Below are 17,381 nucleotides of genomic sequence, written 5' to 3'. Positions count from 1 at the left end.
GTCCAAAAAGGACGGGCGGGACGCCCATCCCACAATAACAATTAAAATTGTAAGTTATTTAATTCGCGATCCTTAGTTCCTTTGCCTACTCCGCACTATTTACGCTATGTATAGTATGGTTGCGTAAGTTTTGATGGTATCAGAAAACAATAGACCTCTTGCAAAAATAACTAGGACGGGCCGAAGAACACGTCCAATAAATTTATGAAAAGGACTTTTGCAAGAGGTCTAATAATCGGTAATTTGTACGCAAATATACGCAGACAAACCCGGATATAGAGTTGAGCTTATCTGCGTACATTAGCCTGCATCTGCGGTTTTATTATGCTTTATTCCCCGTAGTGGCCGCCGACAACCTTACCCCGAAACACAACATAATTGTAGATGTTGTAAAAAATCATAATCGGGATCAGAATGCCCATAAACACAATCATAAATACCAGGGCGCTGGGCGAAGCGGCGGCTTGGTAAATCGTGATTTGCGAGGGAATAATGTACGGAAAAACAATCAATCCCAAGCCGATGAAAGTAAGCAGAAAAATCAGAATCGTCCAGACAAACGGCGTGCGTTCTTCTTTGTTTGCGAGACTTTTCAGGAGCAGTCCTACCAACAGCACTCCCAGCAAAGGAATTGTGGCAAAGACATAAACTAGCGGTTTCTCGAACAACCTGGATCTAGCACTTTCGTAAAAAATCGGAGTGGCGATCGTAATTAAAATCGCTCCGATTAAAGTCGTCACTGCCGCAATTTTAGCCGTGCGATAGTGATTTGTTTGCAGTTCGCCCTCTGTTTTCATAATTAGATAGGTTGAACCGATCAAAACATAGCCTTGAATCAGCGTCAAAGCAACCAAGATCGATCGCCAATCCAGCCAATCCCAAGTAGAACCTACAAAATGACCAGCTTCATCAACCGCAATGCCTTCGAGCACAGCACCGAGGGCAAATCCTTGAGCTAAAGCTGCTAAAAAACTGCCAGCACCAAAGGCATAATTCCAGAATAACTTGCGATTAGAATGCTCGCGAAACTCAAAGGCTACAGCCCGAAATATCAAACCAAAAAGCATCATGCAAATCGGTATGTACAATGCCGTTAAAATCGTGCCGTAAGCGAGGGGAAATGCGCCAAACAGAGCGCCTCCCATCAACACCAGCCAAGTTTCATTCGCGTCCCAAACGTTGCCCAAACTCGTCATTAAAATGCCCCGGCGTTCCTCGTCGGAAGCAGTCAGAGACAGGATGCCTACTCCTAAGTCAAAACCGTCTAGCATGACATATAGCAGGAGAAACAAAGCCAAAACTACAAACCAAACTTGCGGGAGAAAATGCTCCAAAGCTTGCATAAAATCTCCTATTGTTGTGCTTCTACGGGACGTTGATCGGGAATGTGTTCTGCGGGTTGAGTTTCGATTGCAGGTTCATTGTCTAAACCAGGCACAGGCAGACTTAAATTAGGCCCTTGGCGGATAATTCTGCTGCCAAAATACAAGGCACAAACAAACAAAAAGCTGTAAACAACGGCAAAGAAACTAAGAGAAGTTAAAACATTGCTGGCGGGGATGTTTGACACCGCGTCAGCAGTGCGAATTTGCCCGTATAAAGCCCAAGGTTGTCGGCCGACACAGCGCACAATCCAACCCGATTCTACAGCAATATATCCCAGGGGAGCAGCTAATACCCAAGCGCGCATTAGCCAAGGTTGACTGCTAATATTTTCAGCAGAAAGTTTGCCTCGCATCCACTGAATTATACTGAATAGCATCAGTCCTAAAAAGAAGAATCCAATCCCGGACATGATGCGGAAACAATAGTAGATTAAACCCACCATTCTGGGTCTATCTTCGGGTTTCCATTCCTTTAAACCTAGCACGGGTTCGGATAGTTTTTGTTTGAATTCCAGAACGTATCCTAAGCCATTCGGTACGCTAATTTCCCAGTCATTTTTTTGGGCTTTTTCATTAGGCAAAGCTAGCAAAGTCCAATCGGCTGACTCTCCCGCTGGTGAAGTTTCCCACTTAGCTTCGATTGCTGCTAATTTAGTGGGTTGATAGTGATAGACTTGTTCAGCGCTCAAATGTCCGATGTATATCTGCAAAGGTGCAACGGCGATTGCTGTCGCTATGGCAATTTTTAAAGACTTGGAAAAAAAGGCTTGGTTGCGCTTATTGAGAATGTACCAAGCGCTAATTCCGCCAATGACAAACAGGGAAGTTTCTAACGTCGCAAAAAACATATGAAGAATGCTGTTTAATGCGAACGGGTTCATAATTGCTTGAAAGTAATCGCTGACAATAAACTTGCCATTGACCATTTCTCCGCCTGCAGGAGTTTGCAGCCAAGAGTTAGCGACTAAAATCCAGACTGTGGATAGGTTAGCGCCGAAGGCTACCATGATTGTAGCGAAATAATGGACGATCGGGTGAACGCGCTCCCAACCAAACAGCATAATGCCTAAAAAGCCGGCTTCTAGCATAAATGCCATTGAAGCTTCAAATCCCAAAATGCTGCCAAAAAAGTCACCTACTGCTTCAGAAAATGGTGCCCAATTCGTGCCAAATTGAAATTCCATCGGAATTCCTGAAGCTACTCCAATACCGAAGTTGAGGACGTATAGTTTAGACCAAAAACGAGCGTGATGGTAGTAGTCGGGATTGCGAGTTTTCAGCCACATTCCTTCAACAATTACCAGATAAATTCCCATTCCCGTAGTCAGAACTGGCCACAGCATATGGAATATGGCGGTTAGCGCAAATTGCATCCGTGACAGCGCCACGGTGTTAGATAAGATATCCATCGTTATATCCTTTGCTCAGTTCAAAAGAGGTTAGCTTGCACAAATTACATAATGGACACTGGTTATAATGTAGTGTAAAAATTTATGACATTTTGTAGAGTTGGCAACTTTTAAGGTTTTATACAGATTTCGGTTGTATTTTTTTTGTATGTTAAAATAGGTAGATTATGCTTTGTCGTTGGGTGGGGCGGGTTTATGAGATTGTGGGTTTGAGGCATTTATTGGCAGGTTTACCCGCCCCTACAAGATTTATGTTCGGTGATGGAAATATTATCTTAGCGAACCGTGACTGTATAAGTCAGTTTAAAGGGTTTAAAATTAGCTTTATTTTTGGCTGTTCCGCTCAATTCAAGTTCGTAAATCCCACCCTTGGGAAACACGATATCAGCCCCCGGAATCCCTTGATATTTCTCGGCAGATATGGCGGTTAAAGGTGGCTGCATCAGCGGCTTATCCCCATCTTTACGATTTTTCGGATAAACTTCTAACTTGCAATTGCACTGCTCTAGTGGGATAATTTGACCGCCCCTGCGAGTTAGGGCAAACCAGACTCTCGCAGGCTGTCCGGCGCGGGGATTGTGGTTGGGTTCGAGGTGAAAGGTAGCTGCGACATCTCCCGATACTTCGACTTCGTGCGCCAAAACTGAAATCGAGTTTAACTGCGGCGCGCTGGGAATTGTTGCTTCAATTAGAAATCCCAAAAATACTAACAATCCTAAAGTTTTACTTTTGTTTGACAGGTGAAACATAGAAATTTTCTAGTGATAAAACTGACCAAAACAAGCGCGATCGCACAAACATAACTAACACCACAACCACCGCTAACACGGCTGTCAGCAGTTGATTGTGCAACTTCCATTCAAAACCGCCGAGATAGTGGGAACCGATGAGTGCCGCGTGTACAGCGCACAACAAGAAAGCTGGAACGCTTAACAGGTGAAGGATTCGCCACAGTTGGCCTAAATAGTTTTGAATACGATCGCAACTTGTAACCGCCGCCGGCAACATCAACAGCAGCGACAGCATCCCAGCCGCCATTCCCAACTGATGCTGTGGCAACATAAAAGATAGCGCGTCAAAATTCCATTTCAGCGTATGATCCAGCATATGAAACGTGTGGGCGACTGCTAGGACAAACGCGCCCACACCCAAGGCGCGGCGATAGCGCAACAGTTGCGGCAAAAACTTGCTCACCGGACGCGCCAACAGTGCTAGCATCAAGCACAGCAGCGCTGCGTGGCCAGTAAAATCAACCATTTCATCGGTTCGCAGCAAGGTAAGAATCCCGATCGCCACCGTCACCCAACCACCCGCACGAAACAGTTGACTGCGCTTGTCCGCGCTCAATCTGCCAGCAAAAAAACCCACTCCCAGCATAGTTGGCAGGGTACCGAGTCCAAAAGCCAGCATCGTCGCCGCACCCAAAACCGAATTTCCGGTTTCCGCCGCCTTAATCTGCGCCGCGTAGAGGAAACCGCAGGGAATCAAACCCCAAAGCAAACCCAAACCCATCGGCACCCACCAGTTTTTTTGTGCCGAAAGCTTGCTCATTGCTTGTCCCACTCGATCGTGCGACATTGGGTGCAACAGCGGCAATCGCGGCAGCAAGTTCGGTTTAATTTGCACTACTCCGAACCAAATCAGCATCGTGCCCGTTAGAAGTGCGATCGCCCCTCGCAATTCGCTACCCGTACCTGCCAAAAGTCCGCCAGCAATTAACACCGAACCCACTCCGCCAATTGCTGCACCAACCAAAGCGTAAGCAGCAATTCTCCCCAAATTTAGCAGCAAATGAAAGCGGAAAGCAGCTAATTTATCGTTGCGGGAATTAGAAAGAGAAAACGCCATTGTCAGCGGGCCGCACATCCCCGCGCAGTGACCGAAACTGCCGAGAAATCCCAAAATTGCAATTAGCAGCAGGTCTAGCATTTTGAGTTAGTAGTCAATCGATTTTAGATTTTAGATTTTAGATTTTAGATTGACTTGCGCGAGATAAATGCTCTTTCTTGAGGATTTTCGATTTTCGATTTTGGATTGATTCCACGGATAAATGCGGGGGTTTGTACAACCTTTGAAATTCGTGGTCAAATTTATCTCCATCAGAGGGGCGGGTTTATTTATCCCCTGAGTAAGTTAGAAATATTTCTCGTAAAACCCGCCCCAACAGACTAATGACTAATGACTAATGACTAATGACTAATGACTGATAACTAATGACTGATAACTAATAACTACTTTTTTTCTGGATGCGCCGCAGCCGGCGAAGCTGCACCCATTTGATTGATTGTAGCAATTAGCTGATAAAGCCGCCCTAAATCCCGCTGGTTGAAATGCAAAACTAGGCGCGGCATATGGAAAGTTGCATCTCCTATTTCCGGTTCCAAAGCTTGACTTTTTTCAATTTTTCCGGTGACAACAATATCGCTAAAATCAGTATTTAGCCGATCGACATTCTCCTCAGAAAGCTCTGTTTTCAAACGAATTACCAGTTTTTCGCGCACGTAGCGGCAGGAGTGATAAACCAGATAAAAACTACCGATCGCCTCGCAAGCAACATTTACATCGTCAGTAATCGTATACAGGCTGCGATCGTTGACTGAAATCAAGCCCCGGCCCCGCAATTGTTTTTGCACAAAATAATTCCAATCGTGCCAATAATCTCCTCCGGGTCGATCGATCAATACCAAAGGAGCCGGCCCGAACTTGCCAGTTTGAGTCAAAGTCAGACACTCAAAAGCCTCGTCCAGAGTGCCAAAACCGCCCGGAAACAGAGCCAAAGCATCGCTCTCCCGGAGAAAAAATAACTTACGAGTGAAAAAATATTTAAAATTGAGCAATTTGGGATCGCCGGCAATGAAAGGATTAGAACTCTGCTCAAAAGGTAACTGAATGTTCAGCCCAAAAGAACCTTCAGCAGTCGCCCCCTCGTTCCCCGCCTGCATAATTCCCCCGCCGCCGCCAGTAATCACCATAAAACCCTGCTTGGCCATCGCCCGCGCAAAGTCTCTGGCCATCAAATATTCCACAGATTGCGGTGACACCCTCGCCGAACCAAAAATCACAATTTTGCGAACGTGGCGGTAAGGATAAAACATCTCAAAAGCGTTCTCCATATCTCGGAGCGACGCCGCAATAATTTTCCAGTCTAGCCGATCGAGATCCTCTCCGGCCATTTGCACTATAGTAGAGAGCGATCGTTCGATCCACTCAGAGTGCTTCAACTTTGGCAAGCGATCGAGCAACTCCATCACTTCAGCTTGGAGAGACTCAAAACCTTGACCATACCCAGAAGGAATCATGAATTTTTCCGAAACGGTAACAAATTGTCGCGACTAAAAATTAAGGGGCAAGCCAAAGTTAGAAGCCAATAGCCACCAGCAAATTGCTCTGCTGGGTACTAATAACTTTTCCCGTAGCTTAGCCCCGGTTCTGAAGCGAGTTAGCTTTCGCGGCCCACAAAGAACAGCGCGAAACCCCTCGCAGTTCAGTTAAATGTACTTTTCCAGAGTGTTGGCCAGAGTAGTTTTCGGAACTGCCCCAACTACCATATCCACACGTTGACCGCCCTTAAATATCATCAGCGTCGGAATGCTGCGGATACCGTATTGGCTGGCGACGTTAGGATTCTCGTCGGTATTAACTTTTACTACCTTGACCTGCCCTTCATATTGCTGGGCAATTTCGTCTACGACGGGCGCCACCATCCGACAGGGCCCGCACCAGGGAGCCCAAAAATCCACTAGAACTGGAACTTCGCTATCGAGCACTTCCTGCTTAAAGGTAGAGTCGGTTACTTGCGCGGCTGCTGACATCCCTAGCCATCCTTGTAAATACTATTTCTCGGATAACAAGTCTAGCAAAAAGTGTAACCACTTGCGTCAATCGATTTTAGATTTTAGATTTTAGATTTTAGATTTTAGAATTGAAGCATTGACCCCACGGATAAATACGTTCGGCAAGTTTCCTCGGATACAGGTTTTTTATTTCACCAGTCCTGAGTCTGCTTTCGGTCAACGATTTCAAGAGAAGGCTTCTGAACGAAGAAGGAAGAGGGAAGACGGTAGAAGGAAGAAGGCACAAGGTTTCTGAGGATCGCGAATTAAATAACTTACAATTTTAATTGTTATTGTGGGATGGGCTCTTATAGCCCGTCTTTTTTGGACGGGCTATAAGAGCCCATCCCACTTTCAAGAGTGGAAGTTATTTAATTCTCATTCCTGAAGGAACAAGGCACTGATGTTTCCCAAGGCAGAATGCACTTATGTAGAAAAAAAATTCTCCCACCCCCAGACTCTCCCCCTCTCCCCCTCTCCGGAGGTAAAAGCCTCAGTTGTGTATCTAGTAAGCAAGAGCCAAGATTTCCGGCAAAAAAGGAACCGCCCGAACAGTAGTCCGGGCGGAGTGTGGTGTGAGGAGTGAACGGAAACATGCGTCTCCGCTTCTTCTATTGTGACATCTCCTTCTCGATAATTCCACAATATTCTGTAAATTTCGAGACTGTGGAACAAATTTTGTCAAGGTATGCTGGTATTCGATCGGTAAATCTACTTACCCATGCCCAACTGCTGAGCTTTTTGATAGACTTTACCCTCAGTCAGCAGAGAAGGAGCAATTACCACTTCCACCTGCTGCATCTCCTTAAGATCCTTAGCGCCCAAGGTGCCCATGCTAGTTTTCAGAGCTCCGAGCAAGTTGTGCGTACCGTCATCTAGCACCGCAGGCCCCCGCAAAATTTGCTCCACAGTACCCGTAGTCCCCACGCGAATGCGAGTGCCCCGCGGCAAAACCGGGCTGGGAGTCGCCATCCCCCAGTGAAAGCCGCGGCCAGGAGCTTCGGCGGCCCTGGCAAAGGGCGAACCAATCATTACTGCATCGGCACCGCAGGCAATGCACTTGCAGATATCGCCGCCGGTAATTAAACCGCCGTCAGCAATCACCGACACGTATTTGCCAGTTTCGCGATAGTAGTCGTCCCGCGCGGCGGCGCAGTCTGCTACCGCTGTGGCTTGGGGAACGCCGACACCCAATACGCCCCTAGATGTGCAAGCAGCCCCCGGCCCAATGCCCACGAGAATGCCCGCAGCGCCAGTTTTCATTAAATTCAGGGCGACTTCGTAGGTGACGCAGTTGCCCAAAATTACTGGGATCGGCATCTCTTGACAGAATTTAGTTAAGTCTAGAGGTGCGATCGCTTCAGGGGAAAGGAAAGCTGTCGAGACTACTGTTGCTTGCACAAAAAATATATCGGCTCCCGATTCAGCAACCGCCCGGCCGTATTTGCTCGCAGCAGCCGGTGTACCGCTGACGGCGGCAATCCCTCCTCCAGCTTTAATTTCTTTAATTCTCAGGTCAATTAATTCTGGCTTGATGGGTTCGGCATAGAGTTGCTGCATCAGGGAAACAAATTCGTGGTTCCCCACACTGGCGATGCGCTCTAATATTGGCTGGGGGTCGGCATAGCGGGTTTGAATTCCTTCTAGGTTGAGCACGCCCATTGCTCCCAATTCCGACAGCAAAATCGCCATGCGGACATCGACTACTCCATCCATGGCGCTGGCGATGATCGGGATTTCTCGATCGATCCCGCCAATCTGCCACTTGGTATCTGCCAAACTCGGATCGAGGGTGCGCTGTCCCGGTACAAGCGCGATTTCATCTATGCCGTAAGCTCTGCGAGCGCTTTTGCCCCGCCCAATTTCAATATTCACGCTGTTTCACTTCCACAATGTATTTAAATTAGACTAACAAAAAGTTAGCCCGCCCGAGTTTAGCTATCGCACGGCTGTCTTTAAAAAAAGCTCGGCACTGATTCTGATTGTATTCTGATTATATGAAATCGAAGGGGATACTTTTCCTCAGCAACGGGCACGGGGAAGACGCGATTAACTGTCAAATTCTCAAAGCTTTGAGAGTATCTGGCGCGGATGTTGATGTTTCGGCGATGCCGGTTGTCGGTGACCACGAATTTCAAAGGTGGTACCCGCCACGTGATTTATCCGTGGAATCAATCCAAAATCGAAAATCCTCAAGCCCCCGCATTTATCTCGCGCAAGTCAATCTAAAATCTAAAATCTAAAATCTAAAATCGATTGACGGGGCTGCTTACCGCCGATCGACCGTGCCAATTATTGGGCCCACCAGTCAAATGCCGTCTGGGGGAGTTTTTTACATGAATCCCCTGTTTTTCCTCAAAGATATTGGCGCAGGGCTGATTGCTTTGACTTGGCAGCAATTGCAGGCTGTTTGGACGCATTCGCGCCGCTGCGATTTGGTGGTGGCGACTGGGGATATTGTCGCCGGGGCGATCGCCCATGCCAGCAACCGCCCCTATATAATTTTTCTCTCTGCCCCTTCTAGTTATTACGAGTTATTACGAGGGGCGAGTCAATTTGGGTTTAATCTTGTGGCAGTTGCTTTGCTCAGAGAAATGTCTGGCGGTTTTTACTAGAGATGCTTTGACTGCTGCTGACTTAAACCAACAGGGTTTAAAGAAAGCTCTGTTTGTTGGCAATCCTGTCATGGACAACCTCAATTCTACGGGCAAAGATTTGCAGTTAACACCCGGAGTTCGGACGATCGCCCTTCTCCCCGGTTCTCGCCTCCCGGAAGCCACCGACAACCTCGTTTTGCTGCTGGAACTGGTTAAAAAAATTGCTAGTAACTCTACTGTGCCGGTGCAGTTTCGGGCAGCTTTAGTTCCAGCTTTAATGACTCAATTAGATTATCTTGCAGCCAGAGCAGGATGGCAAATGCGATTTGTGAGAGTAGGAATGGTTTGCCAACTCATCTCCCCTCGCGACAATCATTTTCACCATTTCTGGATGTTTCTCAATATTGCGGCCGATTTCACAAAAAGTTGCTTTAACTTGATAGCGGTCTAAGATATCTAAAAGCTGATTTGTATAGGGAGGATAGGGCCCGTCGTCCTAGGTGAGGGCAACAACTTTTACTTCAGTATCGGCGCGGTTGATGCCGAAATAATTGTGAAATTTAGTAACTTTAATTAACAGCGATACTGCGAAAAGTAACGCTATTGTGAAAAGCAGAAAATTTTGTAAAATTTTACCGATTCGCATAGCTGCACGCACTCGATCGAGCATTAAAGTGGATTGCTGTCAGATAACCACAATTGGGTAACTTAATCCTTAAGCTATTTTATCATTAATTATTGCCCGTTACGAAAATTTTTATTTTTGGCGATCGTACAATAGCTAGACGCTTCAAGTGCCAGTACACTTGTACCATACATATAGCGTAAGTAAGTCCAGAGCAAAAAAGCAATAATAAAAGATCCGGAGTTGTGGGGGGTGTAAGGCAAGGATGTATATTCGCAGCGAGTTTACTGTTGCTCTCACCCGCTCCTCCCCATGTTATATTTATTTGTATACTCAACTTTTTTAGGCAGCAATAATTCCCAACATGATTTCACTGCCCGATATCACAATTGTCAGCCAGATTTACGAAAGTGCTAATTCCCTCGTATACCGAGGCATCCTCAAATCAAATCAGCAACCTTTGATTTTGAAACTCCTCAAAGAGGATTACCCCACCCCAGCCGAACTCTACCGCTATCAGCAAGAATACGAAATCACTCGCCTTCTCAACCTAGAGGAAACGATTAAAGCCTACGAACTGCGAAAATACGATAACACACAACTCATGTTGTTGGAAGATTTTGGAGGAGAGTCCTTAAAAATCCTGCTGGATGGCCGTCCCTTGGCATTACCAGAGTTTCTCCACCTAGCCATCCAAATCACAGATGCGTTAGGCAAAGTTCATCAAAAAAATGTCATTCACAAAGATATCAATCCATCTAATATTGTCTTGAATCCTCAAACTGGACAATTAAAAATTATTGACTTTGGCTTATCTACCATCCTATCCCAAGAGAATCCCAGCCTCAAAAGTCCTAATCTTCTAGAAGGGACATTGGCTTATATGTCTCCAGAACAAACAGGCAGGATGAATCGCTCACTAGACTATCGCACTGACTTTTATTCTCTTGGCGTTACTTTCTATGAACTGCTAACCAACCAGTTGCCTTTTGAATCCGTTGATGCACTTGAGTTAGTCCATTGCCATATTGCAAAACAACCCACTCCACCTCATGAAAATAATCCAGAAATTCCATTGACTGTCTCAGAAATTGTCATGAAGTTAATGGCCAAAATGGCGGAAGATAGATATCAAAGTGCTTGGGGAATCAACGCAGATTTAAAAACTTGTCTCGCTCAATTTAGAACTGGTAAATTTCAAGCTTTTTCCTTGGGATACCAAGATATTTATCCTCAATTGCAACTCCCTCAAAAACTGTACGGGAGAGAATCACAGATTGACTCCTTATTGAGTGCATTTGATCGTGTAGCGTCGAGACAAGAAAAACAAGTAGGGGCTGGTTTAGCAAATAACCTGAGTAGCCCAAGCACAACTAAGTCACAAAATCGGCCCGTAGAGACACAAACTGAACTCATGCTAATTTCGGGATACTCTGGTATTGGGAAATCAGCTTTAGTTCAGGAACTGTATAAGATCATCACTCAAAAAAGCGGCTACTTTATTGCAGGTAAATTTGACCAGTTGCAACGCGATATTCCCTATCAAGCTTTAGTCGCTGCCTTCCAAGAATTGGTGCGACAATTGCTCACCGAAACTGAACCCCAATTACAACATTGGCGAGAAAAGATTCGACGTGCATTAGGCATCAACGGACAAATTATTATTGATGTCATCCCCGAAGTGGAACTGATTATTGGCAAACAGAATCCCGTCCCAGAATTACCTGCAACAGAAGCACGAAATCGGTTTAATTTAGCTTTTCAAAATTTTATTCAAGTTTTTTGCCAAAAAGAACATCCCCTCGTCCTATTTCTAGACGACCTTCAGTGGACAGACAGCGCTACGTTGCAATTGCTCCAGTTGATCATGACCGATTTTACTACTCAATATCTGTTTGTAATTGGAGCTTATCGAGATAACGAAGTCTCTGCAAGTCATCCTGCAATGCTGACTTTATCTGAGATGAAAAAGCAGGGAGTTGTAATTAATCATCTCTCCGTTTCACCCCTAAATTTAAAGCAGGTTAATGAATTCATTGCGGATACGCTGAAAACCGATAGCATCCAGGCGCAAAAATTAGCCGATTTAGTTTGGCAAAAAACACAAGGAAATCCGTTTTTTATCAAAGAGTTTCTCAAGTCACTTTATACCGAGCAATTGCTTAAATTTGATACTAATGCTGGGGCTTGGTATTGGGATTTAGAGCAAATTATAACTAGGAATATTACTGATAACGTTGTTGAGTTCATGGCAGATAAAATTCAAACCTTATCAGATTCAGCACAAAAAGTTTTACGATTAGCCGCTTGCATTGGCAACCAATTTGATTTAGAAACGCTTTCAATTATTAATGAAACTTCTCAAAAAGAAACGGCTGATGAATTATGGAATGCTATTCAAGCAGGATTGATATTACCCCTTGGAGATGATTACAAATTTCTGAAAACAAACCGAGAGGCGAATGACTTAAAAATTACTTATAAATTTGCTCACGATCGCATCCAGCAAGCCGCCTATTCCCTAATTCCCCCACACGACAAGCAAGCGGTTCACTGGAAAGTCGGGCAACTGTTGTTACAAAATACACCACCACAGGTACTCCAACAAAAGATTTTTGATATTGTCAATCAGCTCAACTTCCGTATTGAAACAATTGATGTTCAGTTAGAAAAAGATAAACTTGCTCCATTAAATCTAATTGCTGGCAAAAAAGCGAAGGCATCAGCAGCTTGGAAACCGGCCTGGAATTACTTAAGCATTGGTATAAATTGCCTGAGTGCAGATAGTTGGCTTCGTCAGTATGACCTAAGTCTAGCACTATATGTGGAAACAGTAGAAGCTGCTATCTTGAGTGGCCACGTTGAGGAAATGGAAAAATTGGCTGACCTTGTGTTTCAACAAGCTACTTCATTGCTGGACAAAGTGAAAGTCTATGAAGTCAAGATTCAAGCCTATACAGCACAAAACAAACCGTTAGAAGCGATAGAGACGGCACTTTCAGTATTAAAGCTGTTGGGGATTAGCTTTCCCAAGAAGCCAAATAAATTAGATATTATCATTGCACTCGCCAGGACAAAGATCGGGCTAGCAGGGAAACGAATCGAGGACTTGATAGACCTGCCAGAAATGACCGATCCTGACAAGATAGCCGCCATGCGTATCCTATCAATTATGCTTTCTGCTGCCTATTTTGCCACACCAGAATTGTTTCCGCTGATCGTGTTTAAACAGGTTGATTTATCAGTAAAATATGGTAATACTCCGGTGTCATCCTATGCTTATTCTACCTACGGACTAATTCTTTCTGGAGAAGTCGTAAACGATGTTAACTCCGGCTATCTATTTGGGAAACTTGCTCTCTTGTTAGTCGATAAATTCAAGGCAACAAAACTTAAATCTCGGACATTATTTATCTTTAATTACTTTATTAGACATTGGCACGAGCATATTAGGGAAAGCTTAACCCCTTTGCTAGATGCTTACTTGATTGGACGGGAAACCGGAGATTTAGAATATGCGACTTTTTCAGCCGGCGCATACTGCTACTATTCCCTGGTAGCGGGCAAGGAACTGACAAGGCTGGAACGGGAGATGGCTATGTACAGTAACGCTTTCCGGCAATTCAATCAAGAAACATTCTTTTATTACAATCAACTCCAGCGGCAGGTCGTATTGAACTTAATGGGTCGGGCTGAAGATAAGTGCCGTTTAATCGGTGAAAGCTATGATGAAATAAAAATGCTGCCCATTCATTTGGCGGCGAATACTACAAATATTTGTCATTCCCTCTATTTTTTTAAATTATACCTCGGCTATCTTTTTCAAGACTATCAGCAAGCCCTGGAAAATGCCGCCTTGGTTGAAAAAAATATAAACAGTGCTGTGGGATCTGTTCCTCTTTCTCATTTTTACAATTCCCTTACTCATCTTGCTATATATTTTGATGTTTCTAAATATGAGCAAAAACAAATCCTGAAAAAGGTTGAATCCAATCAGAAAAAGATCGAGAAATGGGCGAGTTCAGCTCCGATGACTCACCTCCATAAATTCTATCTAGTGGAGGCAGAGCGGCATCGAGTTTTGGGTGAAAAGGCTAGGGCGATCGACTACTACGATCGCGCCATTGCCTTAGCCAAAGAACATGAGTACATCAACGAAGAGGCTTTGGCTAATGAACTGGCTGCCAAATTCTACCTCGCTTGGGGAAAAGAGCAAGTTGCCCAAGCCTATATGACAAATGCTTACTACTGTTATTTACGTTGGGGTGCAACAGCTAAAATGACTGATTTGAAACAACAGTATCCAGAACTTTTAAAGCGTTTTACGAAAGCCAATTTGTCGGATAAATCGCGCAACAGCCTGTCTGATACATCTAACAGCATTTCAGGGGAAACCCTGGATTTGGCAGCATTGATGAAAGCATCTGGGGCAATTGCCAGTGAAATTGAGTTGGATAAACTCCTGACGACTTTGATGAGAATCCTGCTGGAAAGCTGCGGGGCACAAACTGGCTATCTAATTTTAGAGTCTCAAGGACAACTGCGAGTCGAAGCTTCAGGTGAGGCTAACTCAAATCAGGTGATGGTTTTGCAATCGACTCCTATAGAAACCTGCCTGCCTTTATCGATTATTCACTATGTTGAAAGGACTCAGGAAGGATTGATTGAAACCAATGTTTCCCGGGAAGGCAGATTTACCCAAGATGCTTATATCAAAACACAGCAGCCCAAGTCTATCCTGTGCGCCCCTCTGATCAATCAAGGGCAATTAATTGGAATTGTTTACTTGGAAAATAATTTAGCAGATGGGGTTTTTACACCCGATCGCCTGGAACTAATTAAACTGCTGTCAAGTCAAGCGGCGATCGCACTTACCAACGCCAGACTCTACACCCAAGTACAATCGACGCAAAATCGCCTGAATAAATTCCTCAATGCTATTCCCCTAGGCATCTCCGTTCACGATGCCAAAGGACAAATCATTTACACCAATCAAGTTGCACAGCAGTTACTGAATATTCAAGATTTACCAAAAATGGAAACCGATCGACTATCGCAAACCTATGGCGTTTATCGGGCAGGGACAGGGGAGATATATCCAGTCGAACAGTTGCCCCTGGTGCGATCGCTTGGCGGTGAAAAAGCTCAGGCTGATGACTTGGAACTATATCAAAACGAGCGGATTGTTTCTGTAGAATCAACCAGTACGCCAATATTCGATGACACGGGTAATGTAGAATATGCGATCGCAGCTTTTCAAGATATTAGCGATCGTAAGCAGGCACAAAAAACGCTGATCGAAAATGTCCGCTTAGAACAGGAGATTAGTGAGCGCAAAAAAGTTGAAGCAGAACTCGAACAAGCGAAAGAAGCAGCCGTTGCCGCCAACCTCGCCAAAAGCATTTTCCTTGCCAACATGAGCCACGAATTGCGAACTCCCATGAACGCCATTCTGGGTTTTTCTCAACTGATGAATCAGGATACCAATCTGTTAACTGAACAAAAAGAGAACCTTAACATCATTCAGCGCAGTGGAGAGCATTTATTATCTCTAATTAATCAGGTGCTTGACCTTTCCAAAGTTGAAGCAGGACGCATGACGCTATCTAAAAATAATTTGAATCTTCATCATTTCTTAGCTGAAATCGAGGATATGTTTGCCTTAAAAGCCACCGATCAAAGCTTAGACTTACGATTTGAATGTGCTGCCGATGTTCCTAAATATATCTACGCTGATGAAATTAAGTTGCGGCAAGTGCTGATTAATTTAATCAGTAATGCCGTTAAGTTTACCGCTTCGGGAAGTGTGTATTTACAAGTAAAAAATCAACAGGTAAAAGCCCAAATAGAAGCCGAAACTAAAACAACCAACAAGCCACAATCAACAACCATTACCTTTGAAGTAAAAGATACGGGAATTGGCATTGCAGTAGAGGAAATGGAGAATCTATTCAAACCATTCGTGCAAACAGCATCCGGTCAAAAACTGCAGCAAGGAACCGGATTAGGACTGACGATTAGCCGTCAATTTGTCCGCTTGATGGGAGGTGAAATAACAGTCATTAGTCACGGTAAAGCTTTCACCCCTGGAATGCCTCTCAAGGAATTTTTAGAAGACACAACGGGTACAACATTTAAATTTGACATTCCTGTGGGCATCGCTGATGCCAGCACAATTCAAAATCAACCTCAAAGTCGTCGCGTCGTGGCCCTAGCGCCTAACCAACCCCAATATCGCATCCTCGTGGTGGACGATCGAGATTACAATCGGCAACTGTTAGTTAAACTCCTCAAACCTGTTGGTTTTGAAGTGCAAGAAGCGACTAACGGTATTGAAGCGCTTGAAATTTGGGATTCCTACTCACCCCATCTGATCTGGATGGACATGAGAATGCCCGTTATGGATGGTTATGAAGCCACGAAACGCATTAAAGGCACTATCAAAGCTCAAGCTACTGCTGTTATTGCTATTACTGCTAGCGTGTGGGAAGAAGAAAAGGCAGTTATTTTATCGGCTGGTTGTGATGATTTTGTGCGAAAACCGTTCCACACAGAGGCCATCTTTGACATCATGACTAAACATTTGGGCGTCCTTTATATTTATCAGGAGCAAGAGCTACCATCTCCCCCTTCTAATGTGACTGGAGAACCGTTAAATTTCACTGATTTATTAGCATCGATGTCAAAAGAATGGATAGTAAAATTATATGAAGCAGCTATTGACGCTGATGCGGAATTAGTTTGTCAACTCCTTGAGGAGATTCCTGAATCTCACGCTTTCGAGCTTCAAACTCTCAGAAATTGGGTGACGAGGTTTCAGTTTGAGAAGATTCTCGATTTAACTGAATCCTTGGTTGGTGAATGATGATATAGCAGATTCCAGGTTTATGAAGTACACCGCGCGATCGAACCCCGTAGGGAAACGGCCCAGGGCATTGGTGACAAGTTAAGCTGTCAGTCCGCCAAGTGCGCTAGTGGGGCCGCCAGTCCGCCAGGGAATGAATTCCCTGTCTAATAGCTAAAGTCCAATGGCACTGAAAAAGTGAGCCAAAAAAAATCTGTAAGGCAAGATATACATAGATAATTGCCTTACAAACCAAAATATCTCTCTCCATTATGCCAAACCGTGCGTCTATTCTCAAACAACAATTTTTGCAGAGCGTTGCCTCACCTTGGGAGAAGCTGCTGCCAGATTCCTTAGTAGGTGAGCTTCTAGCGAATGAGAAGATCACCTACTACCAAAGCATCTACACACCGGTAGTCACCTTGTGGGCGATGGTATCCCAGGTACTCGATCCCGACAAAAGTTTAAGTCAAGCCGTGAAGCGGATGAGTACGTGGCCCAGGGCAGCCAGAGCCAAGCCTCCTTCTTCAGACACCGGGGCATATAGTAAAGCGAGTTCGCGACTACCAGAAAAACTCGTTCAACAGTTAGTACCCATAGTCGCAGAGGCCCTAGGGCGTCGGTTCAGTATTAGGAGTTGACAAAAAAAGGACTTTATGAAATTAGCCAGTCCATGAGTTCGACTTGA

11 protein-coding genes are annotated in these 17,381 nt (G+C 44.8%); 3 read left to right on the top strand and 8 right to left on the bottom strand.

Annotated elements, in window-relative coordinates; genetic code table 11:
* Positions 1-329: 329 nt before the first annotated feature.
* The 7 genes from cydB to QT987_RS28050 form a co-directional block, all read right to left on the bottom strand.
* Complete coding sequence (gene cydB / locus QT987_RS28080) at positions 330-1,343, bottom strand: cytochrome d ubiquinol oxidase subunit II (protein WP_333246636.1); 1,014 nt, start codon at positions 1,341-1,343, stop codon at positions 330-332.
* Positions 1,344-1,351: 8 nt separating this feature from the next.
* On the bottom strand, positions 1,352-2,794 hold the full coding sequence (locus tag QT987_RS28075; protein WP_333246634.1) for a cytochrome ubiquinol oxidase subunit I: 1,443 nt from the start codon (positions 2,792-2,794) through the stop codon (positions 1,352-1,354).
* A gap of 275 nt (positions 2,795-3,069) precedes the next feature.
* A complete protein-coding gene (locus QT987_RS28070) occupies positions 3,070-3,543 on the bottom strand; it encodes a hypothetical protein (RefSeq protein WP_333246632.1) in 474 nt (157 codons plus the stop codon).
* Positions 3,518-4,723: an urease accessory protein UreH domain-containing protein gene (locus QT987_RS28065; protein ID WP_333246630.1), complete on the bottom strand. Its 1,206-nt coding sequence runs from the start codon at positions 4,721-4,723 to the stop codon at positions 3,518-3,520. The genes QT987_RS28070 and QT987_RS28065 overlap by 26 nt, the downstream gene beginning before the upstream one ends.
* Positions 4,724-5,025: 302 nt before the next feature.
* Entirely contained in the window at positions 5,026-6,093 is a 1,068-nt protein-coding gene (locus QT987_RS28060) for an LOG family protein (protein ID WP_333246628.1), read from the bottom strand.
* Between the two features lie 189 nt (positions 6,094-6,282).
* The gene (gene trxA / locus QT987_RS28055; protein ID WP_006631199.1) at positions 6,283-6,606 is read right to left on the bottom strand and encodes a thioredoxin; all 324 of its coding nucleotides are present in this window, start codon (positions 6,604-6,606) and stop codon (positions 6,283-6,285) included.
* Positions 6,607-7,338: 732 nt separating this feature from the next.
* The gene (locus QT987_RS28050; RefSeq protein ID WP_333057335.1) at positions 7,339-8,502 is read right to left on the bottom strand and encodes a GuaB3 family IMP dehydrogenase-related protein; all 1,164 of its coding nucleotides are present in this window, start codon (positions 8,500-8,502) and stop codon (positions 7,339-7,341) included.
* Between the two features lie 410 nt (positions 8,503-8,912).
* Here QT987_RS28050 and QT987_RS28045 point away from each other — a divergent pair, with 410 nt between their 5' ends.
* Positions 8,913-9,242: a hypothetical protein gene (locus tag QT987_RS28045; protein ID WP_333246626.1), complete on the top strand. Its 330-nt coding sequence runs from the start codon at positions 8,913-8,915 to the stop codon at positions 9,240-9,242.
* A 268-nt stretch (positions 9,243-9,510) separates the two neighbouring features.
* Here QT987_RS28045 and QT987_RS28040 read toward each other — a convergent pair whose 3' ends face one another.
* Positions 9,511-9,678 carry a polysaccharide deacetylase family protein gene (locus QT987_RS28040; RefSeq protein ID WP_333246638.1) on the bottom strand — a complete coding sequence of 56 codons (168 nt, stop codon included), beginning with the start codon at positions 9,676-9,678 and terminating at the stop codon, positions 9,511-9,513.
* Positions 9,679-10,213: 535 nt separating this feature from the next.
* Between QT987_RS28040 and QT987_RS28035 the strand changes: the two genes are divergently transcribed.
* Positions 10,214-16,714 carry an AAA family ATPase gene (locus tag QT987_RS28035; RefSeq protein WP_333246624.1) on the top strand — a complete coding sequence of 2,167 codons (6,501 nt, stop codon included), beginning with the start codon at positions 10,214-10,216 and terminating at the stop codon, positions 16,712-16,714.
* A 251-nt stretch (positions 16,715-16,965) separates the two neighbouring features.
* Complete coding sequence (locus QT987_RS28030; protein WP_333246622.1) at positions 16,966-17,334, top strand: hypothetical protein; 369 nt, start codon at positions 16,966-16,968, stop codon at positions 17,332-17,334.
* Positions 17,335-17,381: the final 47 nt, after the last annotated feature.

Origin of the sequence: Microcoleus sp. SVA1B4, from assembly GCF_036700545.1 — a bacterium.
GTDB lineage: Bacteria > Cyanobacteriota > Cyanobacteriia > Cyanobacteriales > Microcoleaceae > Microcoleus.
This window is presented reverse-complemented; position numbering and strand designations above follow the sequence as displayed.